This window comes from Paenibacillus ginsengihumi DSM 21568 (assembly GCF_000380965.1).
GTDB classification, from domain to species: domain Bacteria; phylum Bacillota; class Bacilli; order Paenibacillales; family NBRC-103111; genus Paenibacillus_G; species Paenibacillus_G ginsengihumi.
The window spans coordinates 1-20,109 of record NZ_KB905624.1 but is presented as its reverse complement, the minus strand read 5'-3'; the positions used below and the strand labels follow the sequence as shown (position 1 = coordinate 20,109).

The following is a 20,109-nucleotide window of genomic DNA, read 5'->3' as shown; positions in this document are numbered from 1 at the left end:
GATTGTATTGTGATTGAACGACGAACCGAACGAGGACGATGACGGCCAAATGCGACAGAACGACGACCAAACGGCGCATATGGCGACCAAACGGCGCATATGGCGACCGAGTGCCGAAGAATGGCGATCGAACAGCAAAATAATGACGACCGAGAGATTGCCAAACGACAATCGAAATGACGACTGAATGAAGGTCGAATGACGAATGACGAAAAAACGACAACCAAACGGCGCAGACGCCGACCGATGACGAAAAAACGACAACCAAACGGCGCAGACGCCGACCGATGACGAAAACGACGACCAAACGGCGCCCAGTAGCGATACTGCGGGTGCATCAACGAAGTCAGACTGCAATCATTCACTGCTGAAATCTAATCTTGGACTCGCTCTCGCAAGGGGGGGTGAGGCGATCAAGAGTAACGGTCAGATTGTATAATAATGCTTACCTTAATCCAAAATTGCTCACCTCAATCCAAAGCAGACGCGAGATAGCCTCTCGAACACTTCGCAGCCTGAACGTACTGCATTCCATCGAAAACAAAACTCGTCCAGATAAGACTGCAGATATTTTCGTTCAAGTCCATGAAACGTGGCGTTCAACCAATTTCTGGTCTCATTGAATAACGAGAGCAGCGATTTGAACCGATGCGAGCTGAAACGCCCGGCAACAATATGAAGATCATGAGCATCGGCCTTCACATGATCGTCCGTAAACGCTTTTGTTCCGGATCGAGTGACCAGTTTGCCGCTCATATGCTTTAAAGAGACAAGCTTCATTTTTACATAGAAGGGCTCGCCTCCAGCGTCTGTCGACGCGCCTACAAGCAGCGGGCTTTCCTGCTGGTGCAGCGAAGTCGTAGGATTGTGGGGCCGGCCGTGAACAGCGGCTTGAACCTGGACGATGCCGGCGAGCGGTTCGCGAGCATCGGAGGCGCTGATGGCCCGGCGTATTTTATGGAGCATAAGCCATGCCGTTTTATAAGTGACGCCAATCTCGCGGCTTAATTGAACGGCGTTCGTCCCCTCTTCCGTCCTGGAAACAAGCAGCAAGGCTCGCAGCCATTTGCGAAGATCGGTACGGCTTCCTTCTAAAATTGTCCCTGCAGTCAGCGAAGTCTGATGTCGGCACGAGCGGCATTCGAACAGCGGAATTCGACGGGAGCAAACGGTATAAGCATGGGGATGGCCGCAGCGCGGACAGCGGAATCCGTCCGGCCATTTCAAGGAAAAGACGAAGTCAAAACAAGCTCTCTCCGAAGGAAACACTTCGTCAAAGTTATCCAGAGTCACATTCCTCAAGGCTCCTCCCCCCTCTGTACGGAACAAATGTTCTTGATTTAATTTTATCGAACATTAGTTCCTCTGTCAAGAAAAATTTCCCTAATGAAATATTCTAATTCCATTTTAAAATAAGCAAACGACATTTCTGAGCAGAGGGGATAATGGCCGTAAGAAGTTGGGTAGACGGTCACAGGGGTCGGCGGATGGGGGGAGAAGATAGACGGTCACAGGGGTCGGCGGATGGGGGGAAAAAGATAGACGGTCACAGGGGTCGGGGGATGTAGGGGGAGAAGATAGACGGTCACAGGGGTCGGCGGATGGGGGGAAAGATAGACGGTCACAGGGGTCGGGGGATGTAGGGGGAGAAGATAGACGGTCACAGGGGTCGGCGGATGTAGGGGGAAAAGATAGATGGTCACAGGGGTCGGCGGATGGGGGGAAAGATAGACGGTCACAGGGGTCGGCGGATGTAGGGGGAAAAGATAGATGGTCACAGGGGTCGGGGGATATAAGGGGATGGATCAGAAGACCACTAGGAAAAAGGTGTCTGAGCGAAGGGGATAATGATGATAAGCGTAGGATATCTTCCCTAGGTTCGTCGTTTCACCGCACTCCCTTTTCGCGGAAATTCGACTATGATGGAGTCATCAGGCAGATGCTAATAGAAGAAATAGGGGAGGCTGCATCGATGAACTTGCGAAAACCGGTGGCGATGGCGCTCAGCGTGGCGCTTGTCGGTACGCTCGCCGCTTGCGGCGGAGAAGAGAATGCTGGAGGCAGTGAAAGCGGTCAAGGGGCAAACGGAAAAACGAAGCTGGTCTATTGGACGGTTGACCGTCACGATGCGGATTACATTAAAGGCGTCGTCGATCAATTCAACAAGACGAACCAGGACAACATCGAAGTTGAAGTGAATGTGATGTCCGAAAACTTCGTGCAGTCCGTCGACCTGGCGTTTGCGAGCGGACAGGCTCCGGACGTTTTTTCCGCGAAAATGGACTTCGTCAATATGGCCCGCAAAGGATATTTCGAACCCCTGGAGCCGTTCATGTCCGACGAGATAAAGAAGCGGTTCGAATCGACGCTGCGCGACAGCGCCAACACGTACGACAATCACATCTATACGCTGCCTAATGGCGGAACGACGATACGCCTGGTCTATAATAAAGATTTGTTCGAAAAAGCGGGCATCGCGAATCCACCGAAATCGCTGGACGAAATGGTGGACGCGGCGAAAAAAATTACCGAGATAGGCAAGAAGGACGGCATTTACGGCTTTGCGCTGAACTTCAAAAACCCGACCAGCGCCATGGAACGCTCCGTCCGGAACATTCTTGAGGTGAGCGGTTACGGCGTCGACGGCTACGATTTCAAGGCCGGCAAGTACGATTTCGCTGGATACAAGGAGGTCGTCGAAGCGCTGAAAAAGATTCGCGACGACGGCAGCATGCTTCCAGGCGTCGAATCGCTCGATATCGATCCGCTGCGCGCGCAGTTTGCGGCAGGCAAAATCGGCATGTACTTGTCGTATTCGGCCGAGATCGGCGTCTATCAGACGCAGTTCCCGACGGAGGTCAAGTGGGCGGCGGCTCCCGTGCCTTCGATCGACGGCACGATCAAGGGCAAAAACGGCATGAACGGGGCCCAATGGCTGGCGATCAGCAGCAAATCCGCCAATAAGGAAGCGGCCTGGAAGTTCGTCGAGTATATGTACGGCGAAGAGAACATGATCAAATACGCCGAGGCGGGACTCGGCATGCCCGTACTGCAGTCGGTCGCGCAAAAAATGAAGGTGCCGGATATTTACGGCTATCAGGATTTCGTCCCGACCGAAAGCGACGTCATCTGGCCCGTGAAGCCGAACGTGGACAGCAATTTGAAAGGGCTGAAATATGCCGACGCGTTCTGGAAGTATATTTTGGAGGGCGGGAATATCGACGCGATCATCCAGGATCTGAATACTCGCTATAACGAGGCGCTGGATAAATCAGTAAAGGCGGGAGATGTGAAAGCGGAGCCCGACCCGGCTTTCGATCCGCTGCAGCTGAAATAATTTTCCGGCCAAGCGATGAGCATGTCCGTACCGGATGGGACCTTCGATGAAGCCGGAGGTCCCATCTTCCATTGATGAACCGCGAAACGGAGGAGGCTATTTATGAATAAAACCAAGCTTAACGCGATCGGCTCCGCCTTCGTCTTCCCGAGTATCTTCCTGACCCTCGTATTCTCCGTCTATCCGATCGGTTGGGCGATTCGATATATGTTTTACGATTACAAGGGCTATGGAGACAAGGTTTTTATCGGGCTGGACAATTTCAAGCAGCTGTTTCAGGACGAGCTGTACTGGGAGTCGGTCGTTAATACGTTTGTTTATGCAGGAGGAAAGCTGATCCTGACGCTGCCGATTTCCCTGCTGCTGGCGGTGATACTGAATCGGGCGATTCGCGGGCGTCAGGTGCTGAGGGCGGTTTATTTTATGCCGACGGTCATCAGCTCGGCCGTCATGGCGGTCGTATTCTTTATTATTTTCAATTCGTACAACGGCATTCTCAACAAGCTGCTGATCAACCTGCACCTGATCGATCAGCCGATCGACTGGCTCGGGCAAAAGTACGCGATGCTGACAGCGATTCTGATCGCCGCCTGGGGCGCCTTCGGCAACTATATGCTGCTGTTCATCGCCGGGCTGCAGAACATTCCGACAGACGTCTATGAGAGCGCATCGCTAGATGGAGCCAACGAAGCGCAAAAATTTTGGTACATTACGATTCCGATGCTCGGTCCGGTGCTGCAAATCATTATTATGTACGCGATCATCAACTCGCTGAAGGGCTATGAGAGCATCATGGTGCTGACTGAGGGGGGACCGATCGGCAAAACGGAAGTTATGTTCCTCTACGTGTATAAGCTGTTCTTCCCGGTATCGACGGGCTCGGGCGTGCAGACGCAGTTCGGCTACGGCAGCGCCGCCGGCTTCGTCACGGCATTGATCGTCGGCCTGATCACACTGCTGTATTTTTATATGTCCAAGCGATTGAACAAAATACACTAAACTAGGGAAGGAGCGTGCACATGATGAATACAGGAGCGTCCGCAAGCGTGCCCGGCAGAAGCGCAGGCGGCGGTTCGCGTGCTTTCAGCCGCTGGTCGGGCAAACTGCTGCTGTGGGCTTTTTTGCTGGCGATGGTGCTGGTTACGCTGCTGCCCGTTGTGCTGGCGATTATCAACTCGTTCAAGACGAATATCGAGATCAATCTCGGCGATACGATTTTTCCGAAGGATTGGCAGTTCGGCAACTATGTGACCGCATGGCAAAAAGGCAATTTCGACCTGTTCACCTGGAACAGCTTTTACATCAGCATCATGACGACGATCGGCACGTTGATCGTCGCCTCGATGGCGGCGTATGCGGTAGATCGGCTGTCGTTTCCGGGCAAGCGGCTGTTCGTCGTGATTCAATCGGCCACGATGTTTATTTCGATCGGCGCGGTCGTGCTTCGTCCGCAGTACGATATTATGATCGCGCTCGGACTGAACAAGTCGCTGTGGGGCGTCATCATCATTCTGATCGCGGGCCATGCCTCCACCTTCTTTATACTGCTCGGCTTCTTCAAGGGCGTGCCGCGCGAGCTGGACGAGGCGGCGATGATCGACGGCTGCGGCTATTTCCGCACGTACTGGCAAATCGTGCTGCCGCTCGTCGCTCCGGGGCTCGGCGTATCGGCGCTGTTCGCTTTCCGCCACGCCTGGAACGAATATATCCTGCCGCTCGTGTTTACGATGAGCACGCCCAAGCTGCAGCCGCTGACCGTCGGTTTGGCGAGCCTGCGCTACGGCACGGGGGATGCGGCCCAGTTGAACCTGATGCTGGCCGGCGCCTGCCTGTCCATCCTGCCGATCCTTGTCGTGTATGTGCTTGCCAACAAGTCGTTCATGCAGATGTCGGCAGGTTCGGTCAAAGGCTGACGCTTGGCAGCGGCGCGGCTCCTGGAGAGCGGTGCTGCGCAGCATGACAGCATCACGGCGACCGGTCGACCCCATATGGTAAAGCTTAATAAACCATAAGACCCGGCGCCTCCTGCTCCGATGCAGGCAAGGCGCCGGGACTTTTTTTTGCTGCGCGGTTATTGCTTGCGGATGCGCAGGCGCCATTCGGCTTCCTGCACCGCTCGCTTCGGCCGGAAAACGACGCGGTGCAGCCGATCGCCCCAGACGCCCCGCAAGCGCGGGTCTTCGATGGCCAGCGGCTCGGCCTCCGCGGTCAGCGCGTTTGCGTCGAATTCGACGCCGAGCGCGGTACCGGCCGCGTTCGTCAGCACGATGCGCCCGCCGGCGGCGTCATCCATCTGCGGCTCCGGCAGCGTCATCAGGCTTAAGCGGATATCCGCTGTCGGGGCGGCCAGCCGGAACCGGTCGACGACGTCGACGGATGGCTCGGCTCCCCGGCGCAGCCCGACGCTGCGGCGCCATTCAGCGATGCCCGCCTCGGCCGGGTAGGCGGGCGCGATGTCCAGCGCCAGCTCCGCGAGCTCGTCGGTCGCGGCATAGCGGACGTCCGCCGCCCGGCGCTCCTCCCCCGGCGCCTGCTGGCAGCCGTTCACGGTCGGCAGATTGTGGTAGGCGGACTGCATCGTCCAGATGTCGTACCGCTGCGGACTGAATGTTTTGGACGTGTAGGTTTCCACGCCGGGATCGATGATCATCGGCTGGCCGTCAGCATATACGATGTAATGGCCGATATCGTTATGATTGTGGCTCTCGCCGTTATGTCCGCCCTTGGCCGCCACGTACAGGCCTTTGGCCGAGCCGGTCTGCTCCCGCGCCGCAAACACCTCGATGCCGGACAGCCAGACGTCTCGCTCCAGTACCGGCGGCCGGTCGTACGCCATCAATTCGCCGTGTACAGCCAGCCCGGGCAAGATGCGCAGCAGTCCGGCGTGCATTTTGTCCTCCTTCCAATGCTGACGGTAAGCTTCCGCGCCGTGCGAGCGCATCGCCTCGTCGCCGATCCGCAGGCCGTACCGGTAAATGACGTCCCCGTATACGGTAAACTTGGCGTCGCCGTCGGCGAAGTTGACGTAATACGGGCCGTCGATATGGACGCGCGTGATGTACCGTCCGATCTCGCGGACAAGCGGCTCCTCGTAAAACGAGATGCGGCCGCTGCTCGCCAGGTACAGCAGCTCCAGCGCGTCGAAGAAGGAAGCTCCGGCGTGTCCCCAATACATGGGGCCTTCATCGCAGCCGCCGTCCTCGCTGTATACCGCCGTGAAGCGCTCTAGGCAGTTCAGCGCTTTAGCCGCCGCCTGCGCCCGGACGTCGCGAGCCTCCACCATCAGCAGAAAGCAGGACAAGATGTTGGAGACAATCCACGGATTCCAATTGTTGACCTTCCTCTCGGTAAAGCCCATCCACCAAAAATCGTCCCGCTCAAGAAAAGGCGCGTGCAGCCGCCGGGAAAGCTCGTGGCGAACCCTGAGCAGCACCATGCGGCTGATCCGGTCCAGCGGGTCGGCCAGCAAATAGGCCGTCCAGGCGAGCAGCGCCCCCGTCTCGGCGGAGAACAGGTCGATGACCGGATCATGGACGTCGGGCAGCCCGTGGCCTGCGCTGCTGCGGGAGAGCGACATATGAGCCGGCACTGTCCACGATGATTCCTCGCAGATGCACCATAAGCCGTTGACGATCTGTTCAATGAACCGGCCCCGCCCTTCCATGCATTCGGCGACGACGAGCGCCGTCAGCGCCTGCCGGCGCTCAAAGTACACAGCTTCGTAGCGGGAGCGGTTGCCGTTCGCCGCGAAGTCCATATAGCGCATGGCCAGCAGCGCCGGCCATGCGAAGTGAAGGCGCGCCTCGCCCTTCGCGATCCATTCGCTTCGGAGCTCGGCGGGCAGCGATTCCCAGTAGGCGCGTTCGCCGTAAACGGCGTACGGGCGAAAGCTTTGCTGGTGCTGGAGCAGGTCGGCAAGCTCGGAAGCGGTATAACGGCTTGGCCTCATCGGTTCATCCATTCTTTCGATCATCCTTTCGATTCATCTTAATGGGTCCAACCTTCTGGCCGCAATTATTCGCACTGATCCTGATCGCGCAGATCGCAGGCGAGCTTATCGGCTTCAGGGATTTGCTGCTTGGCCTCATTGTACTTTATTCCAGCAAAGGAAAAAACCATCATTTCAGATGATTATGCCCTCCCTGCCCGCCGCGCCGATAATCCGTTCAAATGATTATTTCTTTTTAAAGGGCGGGCTTTTACAATAAAACGCACAAGGTCAAGCAAAAGGCGCCGAGGTCCGGTACGCCGGGATCAAGGCTTGGCCGTTGACACAGGGAGGAGGAACGAACGATGAACGATTGGGCGGCGAAAGCGGCCGATGCGGCCGACGGTCCCTTGGTCAGGCGCAAAAAGCGCGGCGGCACCCTTCGCATGGACTGGGATTTGTACCTGCTGCTTTTGCCGGGACTGCTGTTTTTCATCATTTTCAAATATGTCCCGATGTGGGGCGTCGTGATCGCCTTCCAGGAATATTCCCCGTTTAAAGGGATACTGGGCAGCGACTGGGTAGGGCTGCAGCATTTTGCCAAGCTGTTCGCCTACGACAAGTTTTGGGAAATTTTCCGCAACACGCTGCTGATCAGCTTTTATAATTTGATTTTCTTTTTTCCGGCGCCGATCATTCTTGCGCTGCTTTTGAACGAGCTGAGGCATCAGCTGTTCAAGCGGTCGATCCAGACGATCATTTATTTGCCGCATTTTATTTCGTGGGTCGTCGTAGTCGGCATGACGTATTTGCTGCTCGGTACGCAGGGCGGCATCGTGAACGAGATCATCGCCGCGTTCGGCGGAGAAAAGGTTGCTTTTCTGACGACGCCCGAATATTTCCGCACGCTGCTCGTCTCGCAAAGCGTCTGGAAGGAAGCGGGGTGGGGCACGATTATTTTCCTGGCGGCGCTGTCGGGGGTGGACACGCAGCTGTACGAGGCGGCGATCGTGGACGGAGCGGGACGCTGGCGCCAGCTATGGCATATTACGCTGCCGGCGATTCGCAGCACGATCTTCATTCTGCTCATTCTGCGCCTGGGCAATATTCTCGACGTCGGGTTCGAGCATGTGTTCCTGATGCTGAATTCCACCGTCATGAGCGTCGGCGACGTCTTCGAAACCTATGTATACCGGGAAGGACTCATCGGCGGCAAATTCAGCTATACGACCGCGGTCGGCCTGTTCAAATCGCTGGTCGGGCTGGCGCTCGTGCTCGGGGCCAATTGGCTGACCAAAAAATTCGGGGAAGAAGGCGTATTTTAGGAGGGAGCGCAGCATGCATTACAAACCGTCGCTCGGAAGCAGGCTGTTCGACGCGGCCAATGTCGCGATACTGATTGTCTTTTCGCTGGTGACGCTGTTTCCGTTTCTGTACATTCTGGCTACGTCGCTGGCGCCTCTGCAGCAGGTGCTGCGGGGCGGGCTCATCCTGTGGCCCGAGGAGGTGACGTGGGACGCATACCGCACGATATTCAGCAACACCCATTTCGTGCGCTCGCTGATGACGACCGTCTTCGTTACGGTTGTGGGGACGCTGACGAATCTGGTGTTTACGGTATTCATGGCGTATCCGCTGGCCAAAAAACGGCTCAAGGGCAGGCGGACGATGCTGTTTCTGGTCGTCTTTACGATTTTGTTCAGCGGCGGCATGATTCCGACGTATATGGTCGTCAAATCCGTCGGCCTGATGAACACGGTCTGGTCGTTGATCCTGCCTGGCGCGATCAGCGCGTTCAACCTGATTATTATGAAAAACTTTTTTCAAGGCATTCCCGAAGAGCTGGAGGAGGCCGCCAGGATCGACGGCTGTAAAAATCTCGGCGTGCTGTTCCGCATCGTGCTGCCGCTCTCGATGCCGGCGCTGGCGACGTTTACGCTGTTTTACGCGGTCGGCCACTGGAATCAGTTTTTCGCGGCGGTGATGTACATTACGAAATCGAATCTTTGGCCGATCCAGGTCGTGCTCAGGCAGATGATCATCGAAGGCTCGACCCAAGATTTCGAGGTCGCGATGGGGGAACTGAACATTATCCCGGCCACGATCAAGATGGCCGCCATCATCGTGGCGACCGTGCCGATTCTGCTCGTCTATCCTTTCCTGCAAAAGCATTTCGCCAAAGGCGTGCTGCTCGGCTCTGTCAAAGGTTGAAACCGCTTTTATTATATAAAGTTGAGGGAGGTCTTTCACGGATGATGAACACCCATTACGCGAAAAAAACGGCGGCAGCCGGGCTGACTGCAGCGCTGGCGGCTGCGACCATCGCTGGATGCTCGGGCGACGCGGGCGGCAGCGGGGCGGCCGGGGGAGACGGCGGGGAGAAGCGGCTGAAAATCAGCATGATGTACCCGCTGTACAACGAGCCGCCGCAGAAGAACGAGGTCTGGAAATATATCGAGGACAAGTTCAACATCGAATTCGAGCCGATGGCGGTGCCGAACAACAGCTACGAAGACAAGCTGAAGGTGACGCTTGCCTCGGGCGATTTGCCCGACTTGATTCTGTGGACGAAATATCCCGATCCCGAGCTGAATAAATATGTGGCGCAGGGCGCTTTCCTCCCGCTGGACGAACTCGTTCAGGCGTCGCCGAATATTATGAAGACCCCGCAGAGCATCTTCGATAACGTGAAGATCGAGGGCAAGCTGTACGGCGTGCCGCGAACGCGGGCGCTGAACCGGTCGGCGGTAATGATCCGCAAGGACTGGCTCGACAACCTGGGCCTGCCGGTTCCCCAGACAACCGACGAGCTGTACGAGACGGCGGTCCGGTTCACGAAGGACGATCCGGACAAGAATGGCAAGGATGATACGTTCGGCATCGCGTTCGGCGAAAATATTTCGCATATGGACCCGCTTTGGATGGCTTTTGATATGGGCGCAGGCTGGAGGGTGATGGAGGACGGGACGCTGATGAGCGACTCGATAACCCCCGGCCGCAAGCAGGCGCTGGAATGGCTGCGCAATCTGTATCAGGACGGCGGTCTCGACAAGGATTTTGCCGTGCTGAAAAACTCCCAGGTATGGGAAAAGCTCGAAGGCGGCAAAGCCGGCATTCTGATCGGCGGACAGACGAGCGACTACGCGCGCTACGTCGAAAATTTGGCCAAGGTCGATCCGAAGGCGAACCTGATCATGATCCGCCCGCCGAAGGGGCCGACCGGAGTGTCGGGCTTCAGCGAGACGTCCGGCTTTTTCGGCCAATGGGTCATCCCGGCGAAGACGGACGACGAGAAAGCGCAGCGCATCATGAGGCTGCTCGACTGGATGGCCGGCGACGAGGCTTATCAGATGAAGCGCTACGGCATCGAAGGCGTGCATCATACGAAAAGCGCGGACGGCAAAATCACGGTCAATGTGGAAAAATACAAGGCCGACGGCGTCGATGCGGTCATCCCGCACAATCCGTACGATCCGTACAGCTACGTCGTGATGACGGCGCCGGAGAGCGTGCAGAAGACGCAGCGGGAAAATCTCGATATGGTGAGAGATCTCGGCATCAAAAATCCCGCGCTGTCGTTCGTGGCTCCGTCGGCCATCGACAAGCAGGCCGATCTGACCAAGCTGCGCGACGAGACGTTCGTCAAGATCGTCATGGGCAAGGTGCCGCTCGAGGAATTCGACCGATTCGTGCAGCAGTGGCTGGAGCAGGGCGGCGCCCAGATTACGAAGGAAACGAACGAATGGTATCAGGCTCAGCCAAAGTGACGGCTTCTTAAATAGCCGAAATGTAATGCCAAAGCGGCAAGCGGCAGAGCTCTTCCCGGGGGCGGGGGAGGGCTTGCTGCCGTGTCGGGAGCCGGGCTTAACCCGCGAAAGGAGTGAAGCCATTGCTGCTGCGCATGTTGACCGAGATGTGGTCGCACGGACCGATGAAGCTGAAGGTGATTATCGCCGCCTCCTTGCTGGCCGTCGTGCCGGTCGTCATCCTGGGTGCGGTCACATATGCCGCCGCGAGCCATTCGCTGTTCGCGGAAGTGGGCAAGGCGAACCGGCAGGCGGTCCGGCAAATTCAGGAGCGGATCGACGAGAAGCTGATTCAGCTGGACAAAATCGTGCTCCAGCACGCCTTCAATCCGGCGTTCAAGCGCTTCCTGTCGAGCGCGAATCCGTACGAGGATGCCGAGACGTTCAGCCAGGTCATGACGGCGATGATGTCGATGGAAGGGCTGATCGACGACGTCAACGCGGTGTATTTGTATATGGCCGACCGCCGCCTGACCGTCAACCCGAGCCAGGGCATTGCCGGCGAGGACCGGCTCGACCCGCAACTGCTGCAGGAGCTTCGCACGAATGACAGCCCGTTCTTCTGGACGGACCGCAAGTCCGATTCGCAGCTGCCGCGGGGCGGCTCGCACATGGTGACGCTTGTCCGGCAGCTGCCGATCGCGGCAGACAAGCCGCTTGGCTATCTCATTATCGAAATGAACGACAGGGCGTTCTTCAAAGTGTTCACGAGCATGGAGGTTGGACAGACCGGAGAGATGCTGATCGTGACGCCTTCGGGCAACGTTTTCTCGGATTGGAACAAAAGCTTGCTGGGCGACGACTTCGATTCCCCCGTTATCCATCGTCTGCTGGCGTCGGACAAGGAGGAGGAGGTGTTCTCCGACGAAATCGACGGTCAAAGGATGCTGTTCAACTACAACAGGTCACCGTACAACGGCTGGAAATACATTTCTGTGCTACCCGTGGACGAACTCACGACGCACGTCGGCTGGATCAAGCGCTCGACCGCGGCGCTTACGCTGCTGCTGATGCTGATCAGCCTGACGGCAGCCGTGCTTCTGGCGCGAAGCCTGATGAGCCTGCTGAGCGGCGTCGTGGACGCGGTGAAGAAGGCGGGGCGGCATCTGCCGCAGCCGCAGCGCGTCCGCAACGAGTTCGGCATCATCCGCCATTATGTGGAGTCGCTTCATTCCGCGAATGACAAGTTGGAGCAGCAGATCCAGGAATCGATGCCGACGCTGCGCAGCGGATTTTTGCAGCGGCTCCTGAGCGAGCCGATGACTGAAAAGGAGGCCCGCGACAAGCTGGTGTATTACCGGCTGGAGATGCCCGCGCCTTATTTTACCGTGCTATGTATCGAGCTCGACGACATGCGGGGCCAAACGGAGCAGGATATCAATCTGTTCATGTACGCGGCGATCAATATTTCTAGGGAAATCGTCGCGCACCGCGCGGGCGGCGCCGCTTTCCGGGGGCAGGGAGACCATATCGCCGTGCTGATCAACCACGGGAAAGACGGGCATAGCCAGCACGAGCTGCAGGCGGCGGTGTTTGAGATGGCGGAAGAGCTGCACGAGGTCATCGAGCGGCTGCTGCAGGTGACGGTTACGATCGGCATCGGAAAGAGCTATTTCGGGCTGGAGGGCGTGCCCCGTTCGTACCGCGAGGCGAAGGAAGCGCTTCAATTCCAGCTCGTGCAAGGCAGCGGCAAGGTGATCTTCATCGAGTCGGTCATGCCGCAGCAGTCCGTTTTCGTCTACCCGATCGAACAGGAGCAGACGGTGGTCACGGGGCTCAAGCTGGGCAATTTGCTCCAGGCTTGCCGCGGGGTCGACGAGTTTGCGTCCAGGCTGAAGGACGGCGGGCAGTACACCTCCGGGGATCATCTGCAGCAGTCGTTCGTGCAGCTGATTGCCGCTTCCCTCAAGACGCTGTACGAGCTGGACCCGGAGCACGGCCCTAAAATTTTCGAATACAACCTGTATCAGCGGCTGACGCAGCTCAAATCATGCGATAAGATCGTCGCCTGGCTGAAAAAGGAGATCTATCCCGCTGTCATCGGCCATATCGTATCGAGCCGCAGCCGGCGGCAGCAGGATACGATCGGCAAGGTGCTGGAGCATATCCACAGGCATTACGACAGCGACCTGTCGCAGCCGATGCTGGCCGATCTCGTCTCGATGCCGAGCTCCCAGTTCAGCTCGATGTTCAAGGAGACGACGGGGATGACGCCGAGCGATTACATCATCGCGTACCGCATCGACCGGGCCAGGGAGCTGCTCACCTCAACCGATCTGAAGGTGGCCGATATTGCCGAGCGGCTGCGCTACAACAACGCGCAAAACTTCATCCGGGTGTTCAAGCGGATGTGCGGGATGACGCCGGGGGAATATCGGCTCAAATATGCGGGGGCGGACGATCCGGCGAAGAAAGGAAAGTAGCCGGACCGTGAGCAGGCCGGCTAGAAATTATGAGTGTATCCTCATTGTATATGTTTGTATATGGCGGTGATGGGCATTCGTGGCGATAAGACCGGCATCAGCGCGAGCGAGGGCAGTCCATGCCGATTGCCGATAGTCAATAGTCAAGGTCAATGCCGATAGTCAGTAGTCCTGCTTGCTGCTCAGCTGTGCGCAGGCGTTCGCCCACTGCCTGTGCATATCGACGAGCCGATCCTCCAGCCGCTCCTTGTCCGGGTCGGGCAGATGGCCTTCGCGCTCGTACCAGTCCAGCATCATCCGCAGCCCGTCATGCAGCGAGATCTCCACTTGAAATTCGGGGATATCCCTTTTGATTTTCGCGTTGTCGAACAGGCCGGGGTAGCTTTTCTCATAGTACAGATGCGAGAACAGCGCAGGGTCGGCCTTCATGAGCAGCTCGCTGGGCAGGTGAACGATATGCGGCTTAATGCCGAGGATACGGCCGAATTCCAGGTAGAGATCGTCCCAAATGCGGACTTCCTCGCTGGTGGCGTGATAAGCCTGGCCGTACGTCTTCGGGTTGCCGACGGCGCCGACGAACGCCTTGGCCAAATCGGGAGCGAAGGTGAAGCTCCACGGCGTGCGGCCGTCGCCGAACATGACCAGCGGCTTGCCGGCGCGGATGCGGTGCGCGATGTTGACGTTTTGCCGCAGCACGCCGAGATTCGCCCCGCCTTCGCCGTACGTGAGCGAAGGCCGGATAATCGTCACCGGAAGCTCGGCGCATGAGGCCTGCCGAAGATAGCGCTCGGCCTCGGCTTTATGATAGGCGTAAGGAAATACGGGATCGTCCGTCAGCTCCTCCAGGTCCTCGCGGACCGGCACGGATCGGAACGGGCGCTTGTAGGCCGCCGACGATGAGCAGACGATGAGCTGCCCGGCCGCGCCGCGGAACGTCTCGAACGAGACGCGGGCGTCGCTTTCATCGAAGCAGATCATATCGATCACCGCGTCGAACCGTCGCCCGCGCATAAGCTGGCGAAACGCCTGCTCGTCCGACTTGTCGCCGGTCAGCGTCTCGACTTCCCCGGCAAACGGCAGCTGCTTGCTTCCCCGATGAAAGACGGAGACGCGATGTCCCCCCGTAAGCAGCCGGTTTACGATTTGCCGGCTGATCACTCCGGTTCCTCCCAAGATCAGTACGTCCATCGATTCGCCCTCTTTCTATATCAGTCTTTCCCCAGCATATCATGATATGGAGAATATGCAAGAGGGCCGGTTCTCTTGAACTTGCTTGCCACTTGATCGGAAGCAAGCTATAGTATTATACAAGCGGACGTATGCCCACCGGCAACTCGCTGGCTGAAACCGCGGAATTTTCACCTTAAAATAAATCGCTGCTGCGAATATATATATCATTGCAAGATGGCTGTCTTCATCTGCTGACAGAAGGGGGAATACCGATGGAGGCAACGATTGGGGAACGTTATGTGCTGAAAGAGCGCGTCATGACGGGGAAGCGGCATTCGGTATACAGGGCGAGAGATTTGGCCTTGAACCGGGACGTCTTTTTATACATTGCGGCGAATGAGAATGCCGGGGAAGCTGGCTCGTATCTGCAAAGACTGGGCCGCGTATCCGGGTTCGATCATGAGCAGTTTATTCATATTTTCGATGCGGGTCTGCACGAAGACCATCCGTATATGGTATTGAAGGCTTACGACGGCGAGCCGCTGCTGTCCGCGATCGAACGGCGGAATATCGAGGCCGGGCGTATATTGGCATCCGTCACGGAGCTCGGCAAATCGCTGCTGGAAGCGCTGGAGGCGGGCATTCAAGGCTTCTCCGTGACGGCCGACAACGTATGGGTTCGGCCGGACGGCTGCTGGATGATCGTCAATTATTGGGAGGAAGCGGATAAAAGGCGGCAAGGCGCCGCAGGTTTGGCGGCGCTGCTCGTTCAATGCTTTACCGCCGCTGCGGAGCTGCCGCCTGACGCGGAAACGCTGGAATTCGCCCTGCGCCGACACATGCCCCGGCACGGAGCGACGCCGGCGCAGACGGAGCGGCTGATCGAGCTGCTGCAGCGCGTTCTGCAGGGCGGCGAGTCGCTGAGCTCTTTTCTGTTTGCGCTGCGGGAAATCGGCGCTTCCAAGGAGGCGGCGGCCGTCGAGGAGCGGTCGAGTTTTTCTTCGGGAGCGGCTTTTGCGCCGCCGCGGCAGGAGCCTGTCCGCAGCGCGCCGCCGGAATACCCGGCGCATCGCGATGCGGTCGCCTACACCAAGGATGCTGAAGACGCAGCGTACGACGAGGATGAGGCGGACGAGGAAGACGATGGCGACCGCGCCGGCGGCAGGCCCCGCTGGCGCCTCCGCCGGGTGGCGGCGGTCAGCGTCTCCGTCCTGTGCGTGCTCGTGGTCGCCGCCATCTGGATTCGGCAGTCGTTTCAGCCGATCGAGCGCGAGTCGGCCGCGCCGCCTCCGCCGGCGGAGGTCGGCGGGGGCGGTTCCGCAGGAGCAGGCGGACCATCCGGGGGTGGTGGTTCCGCAGAAGCGGGCGCCGACCGCGAAGCCGATGCTGGCCGCGAGGCGAATGCCGGCCGCAACGGCAAGCCGTCCGAGCCCGATCCGATGGTGCTTCCGGAGAAGCCGGAGACCGACGGCGATACCGTGCACGTTCCTCCGCTGGTCGGCTTGACGCGGGAAACGGCGGAGAAAGAAGCGCTCGCTCTGCAGCTCAAGTACGATTATTTTATCGAGCCGAGCGATCAAGAGCAGGGAGTGGTCTTCAAGCAGGTGCCTGAGCCGGGTACAGAGGTTCCCAAAGGAACCCGAATTACGTTCTATGTGAGCAGAGGAGCGCCTTAATGTCAATGCTCCAAGTTTACCTGGGGAAAAGCGAGGGCCAAAGCCGTATCTGCTTGCCCCCTGACCCCATAGCCGGGGCGAGAAGCGGCGATTTAGGTGTGGATGATAAATATTTTCTCCAAATTGCTGATGCAATTGCGGGAACTGTTACTTGGCTACGGACATAAACTGTTATAATAAATTTTTTATCCCCGATTTCCTCATTGAGAAATCGGGGATTTTAGTCTTAGTTGTCGAGATCGAATTGCTTGAGCTTGCATTTGGTATGAAACATATGCTCCGGATAGACGTTCACGTCGATCATGTCGAACTGCGCCTTGATCTCGCCCGGAATGTCGTTTGGATCGAGCTGATGTCGTGATCGATAAACAGCTTTTTGCCGCTGATGTCCCGGGTGAAGCCGCGCACGCGGTAATCGATCATCATAATGTCCGTGTCGAAGGAACGGATCAAATAATTCAAGGCTTTGAGCGGCGAAATTTCTCCGCAGGTCGAGATGTCGATGTCGGCGCGGAACGTGCTGATCTCTTCCGTCGGATGATACTCGTAACTTCCATCGTCATGCTCCTTTCGATTTTTCCGTTACCCCTTATTTTGCCCATTATTCCTCGCCTTCATAGCGAACGGGAAAAAATGTGCCAGGGCTGCAAGCGAACCTACGCTTCCGCTCCCGCTCCGGCTGCCAGCCGTTTTCTGGCCATAACGGCAAAAATGAGCGCGGATACGGCGACGGACATCGCGCAGACGACGAACAGCACGGCATGCTCCGCATGCTGGGACACCAGGCCGAGGGAAATCGAGCCGAGGCCGATGCCGAGATCGAACGCGGTCATGAACGCAGCGTTGGCGACTCCTTTCTTGTCCGGCGGAGCGAGCCGCAGATTGGCTGCCTGCAGGGCAGGCTGCGCCGAGCCGAAGCCGATGCCGTACAGCACGGCGGAAGCAATGATGCCTCCCAGGCCGCTGGCGAAGCTTAGCACCAGCAGCGACAATGCTGTGATGACCAGGGCCGGCAGGATGACGTACCCTTCGCCGAACCGGTCGGACAGCTTGCCGGCCACAGGTCTTGTCAGCGTTAGCGCTATGGCGTATACGAGGAAAAAGGTGCCCGAATTGACCTTGATCGCATCCGCAAACAGCGGCAAGAACGTTGTGACGCCGCCGTAAGCGACGGTGAGAAAGAACAGCGACGTCGTGACGGGGAGCACCGATTTCTCGAAAATTTGGATTTTCCTCGCCGCTCCTGCTGGCTGGAAAGGAATGCGAATCGTAAGCACGAGCAGCAGAGCGGCGGCTGAAAGGCCGGTCGCCAGCAGGAACAAGTGGTGGAATGAGCCGTTCTGCAGCACCCACACCCCGAGCATCGGGCCGATCGCCATCGCGATCGTCATCGCCATGCCGAACCAGCCCATGCCCTCGCCCCGGCGCGATATCGGGATAATGTCCGTGACCGACGTGCTGACGGCCGTTGTAGAGAAAGCCCAGCTGGCGCCGTGCAGCACGCGCAGCGCGATCAGCATCGCAATGCCGCCGACCCAATCGTAAAGATACATCGACAAAATAAAAAAGACGAGTCCCCCAATCATAAACGGTCTTCTGCCGAACCGGTCCAGCAGTCCGCCGACGAGCGGGCGAAATACGACGGCAGCCAGCGTGAACACCCCTACCGCGAGGCCGACCTGCGATTCGGTGCCGCCCAGCTCTTTGATGAAAAGCGGCATTGTCGGCAGCAGCAAATAAAACCCGGTGAATAAGATCAGCATGCCAAGCGTCATTTGAATAAACGGCTTGGTCCACAGTTTCTCCATGGTCATCCTCCAACGATTGATTAATCTTCTTCCGCTTCAATCCGCGCCAGCTCTTCCCGGACCCAGCGCAGCTTCACCTCTCCAGTCCGCTTGTGAAGATCGAATACCCGCAGCAGCTGAACGCGCTGCTTTTCGGGCTCGGGCTTGTGCGTGAGAAGGTACGATTCGGAGTCCAGGACGTGTCTTTGGCTTTTCTCGAGCAACTGCAAATACTGCTTTAGGCAGGAGATGCGCACCTCTTTGTCTACATACTGGAAGTACACCATTTTATAGCGGACGATGGTTTCCGTCTCGGCGAGGGCGTCCATATTCGGATCGAGCGGCTCCTTCATCAGCTGCTGGAATTGCTCGCGCCCGGCGTCCGTGATCGCGTAGATTTTCTTCGTGCGTCCTCCTTTCGTTTCCTCCTCCATCCGCAGTCGAATCCATCCGGTCTCCATCATGCGCAACAAGAGCGGGTACAGCGTTCCTGAGCTGATTTTTCTCCCGAGCCCGACCGAGTTTTTGAGAATATCCTGCAGCACGTAGCCATGCTTCTCGCCCGTCATCAGTTCCGCCAGCACAAACAGTTCGTACAATCCAGCTTCACCCATTTCAAATATGTCGTATCGACATATATTGTATATCGGATCGATATATATATCTAGTCGTTTCAGAAAAAAAGATTGCGCATGATGGGAAAACCGCTGCCGCTTGCCGGGCTAGAGGAGCGGATGCGCTTGCTTGCTGGCGACTGGCAGGCCGATCGAATCGCCGGTTATGCTGATGCATCATGAGAAATTTGACAAGGGCCCCTTGTCTCTCTAATGTAAGAGATACAGTTTTCTCGTTGTCAATTGTTTTTTTGTTGTTCTACCAAGGGGAAATGGTTCGCTTTAGCTTACCCTTGCAGTCCCCTCGCGGATAAAGCGGGTTAATTGCTTGTTACCAATAATAAATTCGATGAATTTAAGCGGAGGGTCTTTATGCGCGGCAAGAAGAAAAATAAGCGAAAAAATTTCAAAGAGGATACGACGAGGCTGTTCGACCAAGACGAGAATTTTTATTTTATTGCAGGATATACGGATGGCGGCTTCCCTTATGGAATTACATGGGGGGAATATGAGGCGGAGCAAAGCAGGGAAGCAATGATGAAAGAGAAGGCCGGGGGAGGCCATGTACGGGAGTTGAAATGCACCAGGCAGCAGTTTCAGGAGAGCGTGAATGCCTACCATAAATTTGTTGACGGGATCGACGTTTTCCTGAATATCGAAACAGGGGATGTTGTCAAACTGCGAACGCTTGACCGGGATGAAGAGGATGAGGCGTTAAGCGAGATTATTGAAGAAGGACTCAATGAGGTGTATTTTCAAATACCGCATCGGTGGCCGGGTGAACGGTACTCGGACATGATGGATTTTAGCGCAACGCTTGAAGATAAAAAGCTCCAATCCACCTTGATGCACATCATGACAAGAGGCGGCAAAAAAATGGCCCGCAGGTTTAAGCACGCGTTATCTTCCGATAATCAACTGTTAGAGCGGTATCACGATTTTATTGAAGAGCGGGATCGCATGCGTGTCATGGATTGGCTGGAATCGATCGGTGTGAAAGCAACGATGGAGTAAGTTATTTTGACCTGTGAAGAAGGATGAGTCAAGCATTGCGAACCCTATTTAAGAGCGCAATGCTTTTTATTTTCTTACATTTGCAAACAACGATCTCCTGCCGTGAACCTGTTGACTGATTATTCACCGGCTGCTGCAGGGCTAAGATATATTTCCCTGGGCCAGGCACGTATAGGCCATTGCCCACATACAATGAACTATCCTGATAGTTCGACGAAGTCCGTCGGCGAAGTTTCAGTTCTGCAAGGGACGACGGGTGGCGAAGAAATCGCTTGTCACAGGCGTCGCTCCTGAAAATTCAGCGTCATCCGCATGTTGAATTTTCAGCACCGCAGGTGACGGCCGCTGACGAAG

General features: G+C 57.0%; 15 protein-coding genes and 1 pseudogene. 9 read left to right on the top strand and 7 right to left on the bottom strand.

What is annotated here, in order from left to right; all coding sequences use genetic code 11:
* Positions 1 to 357: hypothetical protein (locus F591_RS32440; RefSeq protein ID WP_211217626.1), on the bottom strand; the 357-nt coding region annotated here is incomplete at its 3' end.
* A gap of 108 nt (positions 358 to 465) precedes the next feature.
* Positions 466 to 1,269, bottom strand: a complete 804-nt coding sequence (locus F591_RS28915; RefSeq protein ID WP_281166727.1) for an IS1595 family transposase — start codon at positions 1,267 to 1,269, stop codon at positions 466 to 468.
* 703 nt (positions 1,270 to 1,972) lie between these two features.
* On the opposite strand from F591_RS28915, the gene F591_RS0123900 reads away from it, so the two are divergent.
* From F591_RS0123900 to F591_RS0123890, 3 genes are all read left to right on the top strand, one after another.
* A complete protein-coding gene (locus tag F591_RS0123900) occupies positions 1,973 to 3,337 on the top strand; it encodes an ABC transporter substrate-binding protein (RefSeq protein ID WP_019537127.1) in 1,365 nt (454 codons plus the stop codon).
* A 102-nt stretch (positions 3,338 to 3,439) separates the two neighbouring features.
* Positions 3,440 to 4,336 (top strand): carbohydrate ABC transporter permease, encoded by an 897-nt coding sequence (locus F591_RS0123895; protein ID WP_019537126.1) that lies wholly within the window; start codon positions 3,440 to 3,442, stop codon positions 4,334 to 4,336.
* A gap of 20 nt (positions 4,337 to 4,356) precedes the next feature.
* Positions 4,357 to 5,250 carry a carbohydrate ABC transporter permease gene (locus F591_RS0123890; RefSeq protein ID WP_019537125.1) on the top strand — a complete coding sequence of 298 codons (894 nt, stop codon included), beginning with the start codon at positions 4,357 to 4,359 and terminating at the stop codon, positions 5,248 to 5,250.
* A gap of 158 nt (positions 5,251 to 5,408) precedes the next feature.
* Here the strand turns inward: F591_RS0123890 and F591_RS28910 are convergent, their stop codons facing one another.
* On the bottom strand, positions 5,409 to 7,298 hold the full coding sequence (locus tag F591_RS28910) for a heparinase II/III domain-containing protein (RefSeq protein ID WP_019537124.1): 1,890 nt from the start codon (positions 7,296 to 7,298) through the stop codon (positions 5,409 to 5,411).
* Positions 7,299 to 7,630: 332 nt separating this feature from the next.
* On the opposite strand from F591_RS28910, the gene F591_RS0123875 reads away from it, so the two are divergent.
* The 4 genes from F591_RS0123875 (at position 7,631) to F591_RS0123860 (ending at position 13,494) form a co-directional block, all read left to right on the top strand.
* Complete coding sequence (locus tag F591_RS0123875) at positions 7,631 to 8,590, top strand: ABC transporter permease (RefSeq protein WP_019537122.1); 960 nt, start codon at positions 7,631 to 7,633, stop codon at positions 8,588 to 8,590.
* Between the two features lie 13 nt (positions 8,591 to 8,603).
* Positions 8,604 to 9,476: a carbohydrate ABC transporter permease gene (locus tag F591_RS0123870; RefSeq protein ID WP_019537121.1), complete on the top strand. Its 873-nt coding sequence runs from the start codon at positions 8,604 to 8,606 to the stop codon at positions 9,474 to 9,476.
* A gap of 41 nt (positions 9,477 to 9,517) precedes the next feature.
* Positions 9,518 to 11,032: an extracellular solute-binding protein gene (locus F591_RS0123865; RefSeq protein ID WP_019537120.1), complete on the top strand. Its 1,515-nt coding sequence runs from the start codon at positions 9,518 to 9,520 to the stop codon at positions 11,030 to 11,032.
* 122 nt (positions 11,033 to 11,154) lie between these two features.
* Positions 11,155 to 13,494, top strand: coding sequence for a helix-turn-helix domain-containing protein (locus tag F591_RS0123860; RefSeq protein WP_019537119.1), 2,340 nt, complete (start codon positions 11,155 to 11,157; stop codon positions 13,492 to 13,494).
* A gap of 162 nt (positions 13,495 to 13,656) precedes the next feature.
* Here the strand turns inward: F591_RS0123860 and F591_RS29755 are convergent, their stop codons facing one another.
* Positions 13,657 to 14,682, bottom strand: coding sequence for an NAD-dependent epimerase/dehydratase family protein (locus tag F591_RS29755; RefSeq protein WP_019537118.1), 1,026 nt, complete (start codon positions 14,680 to 14,682; stop codon positions 13,657 to 13,659).
* Between the two features lie 254 nt (positions 14,683 to 14,936).
* Here F591_RS29755 and F591_RS0123850 point away from each other — a divergent pair, with 254 nt between their 5' ends.
* A complete protein-coding gene (locus F591_RS0123850) occupies positions 14,937 to 16,340 on the top strand; it encodes a PASTA domain-containing protein (protein ID WP_019537117.1) in 1,404 nt (467 codons plus the stop codon).
* A 229-nt stretch (positions 16,341 to 16,569) separates the two neighbouring features.
* On the opposite strand, the pseudogene F591_RS28900 reads toward F591_RS0123850, so the two are convergent.
* From F591_RS28900 to F591_RS0123830, 3 genes and pseudogenes are all read right to left on the bottom strand, one after another.
* Positions 16,570 to 16,886 (bottom strand): annotated as a pseudogene (locus F591_RS28900) (adenosylmethionine decarboxylase); the annotation flags it as partial.
* A gap of 110 nt (positions 16,887 to 16,996) precedes the next feature.
* Positions 16,997 to 18,148: an MFS transporter gene (locus tag F591_RS0123835; protein WP_019537115.1), complete on the bottom strand. Its 1,152-nt coding sequence runs from the start codon at positions 18,146 to 18,148 to the stop codon at positions 16,997 to 16,999.
* 20 nt (positions 18,149 to 18,168) lie between these two features.
* On the bottom strand, positions 18,169 to 18,726 hold the full coding sequence (locus F591_RS0123830) for a PadR family transcriptional regulator (RefSeq protein ID WP_019537114.1): 558 nt from the start codon (positions 18,724 to 18,726) through the stop codon (positions 18,169 to 18,171).
* 387 nt (positions 18,727 to 19,113) lie between these two features.
* Here F591_RS0123830 and F591_RS0123825 point away from each other — a divergent pair, with 387 nt between their 5' ends.
* Positions 19,114 to 19,755, top strand: a complete 642-nt coding sequence (locus F591_RS0123825) for a UPF0158 family protein (RefSeq protein ID WP_019537113.1) — start codon at positions 19,114 to 19,116, stop codon at positions 19,753 to 19,755.
* Positions 19,756 to 20,109 lie beyond the last annotated feature (354 nt).

Bases quoted from the DNA above. Each gene is read 5' to 3' on its own strand.
- F591_RS0123900 (WP_019537127.1), top strand. From the start codon at position 1,973: ATGAACTTGCGAAAACCGGTGGCGATGGCGCTCAGCGTGGCGCTTGTC.
- F591_RS0123895 (WP_019537126.1), top strand. From the start codon at position 3,440: ATGAATAAAACCAAGCTTAACGCGATCGGCTCCGCCTTCGTCTTCCCG.
- F591_RS0123890 (WP_019537125.1), top strand. From the start codon at position 4,357: ATGATGAATACAGGAGCGTCCGCAAGCGTGCCCGGCAGAAGCGCAGGC.
- F591_RS28910 (WP_019537124.1), bottom strand. From the start codon at position 7,298: ATGGATGAACCGATGAGGCCAAGCCGTTATACCGCTTCCGAGCTTGCC.
- F591_RS0123875 (WP_019537122.1), top strand. From the start codon at position 7,631: ATGAACGATTGGGCGGCGAAAGCGGCCGATGCGGCCGACGGTCCCTTG.
- F591_RS0123870 (WP_019537121.1), top strand. From the start codon at position 8,604: ATGCATTACAAACCGTCGCTCGGAAGCAGGCTGTTCGACGCGGCCAAT.
- F591_RS0123865 (WP_019537120.1), top strand. From the start codon at position 9,518: ATGATGAACACCCATTACGCGAAAAAAACGGCGGCAGCCGGGCTGACT.
- F591_RS29755 (WP_019537118.1), bottom strand. From the start codon at position 14,682: ATGGACGTACTGATCTTGGGAGGAACCGGAGTGATCAGCCGGCAAATC.
- F591_RS0123850 (WP_019537117.1), top strand. From the start codon at position 14,937: ATGGAGGCAACGATTGGGGAACGTTATGTGCTGAAAGAGCGCGTCATG.
- F591_RS0123835 (WP_019537115.1), bottom strand. From the start codon at position 18,148: ATGGAGAAACTGTGGACCAAGCCGTTTATTCAAATGACGCTTGGCATG.
- F591_RS0123825 (WP_019537113.1), top strand. From the start codon at position 19,114: ATGCGCGGCAAGAAGAAAAATAAGCGAAAAAATTTCAAAGAGGATACG.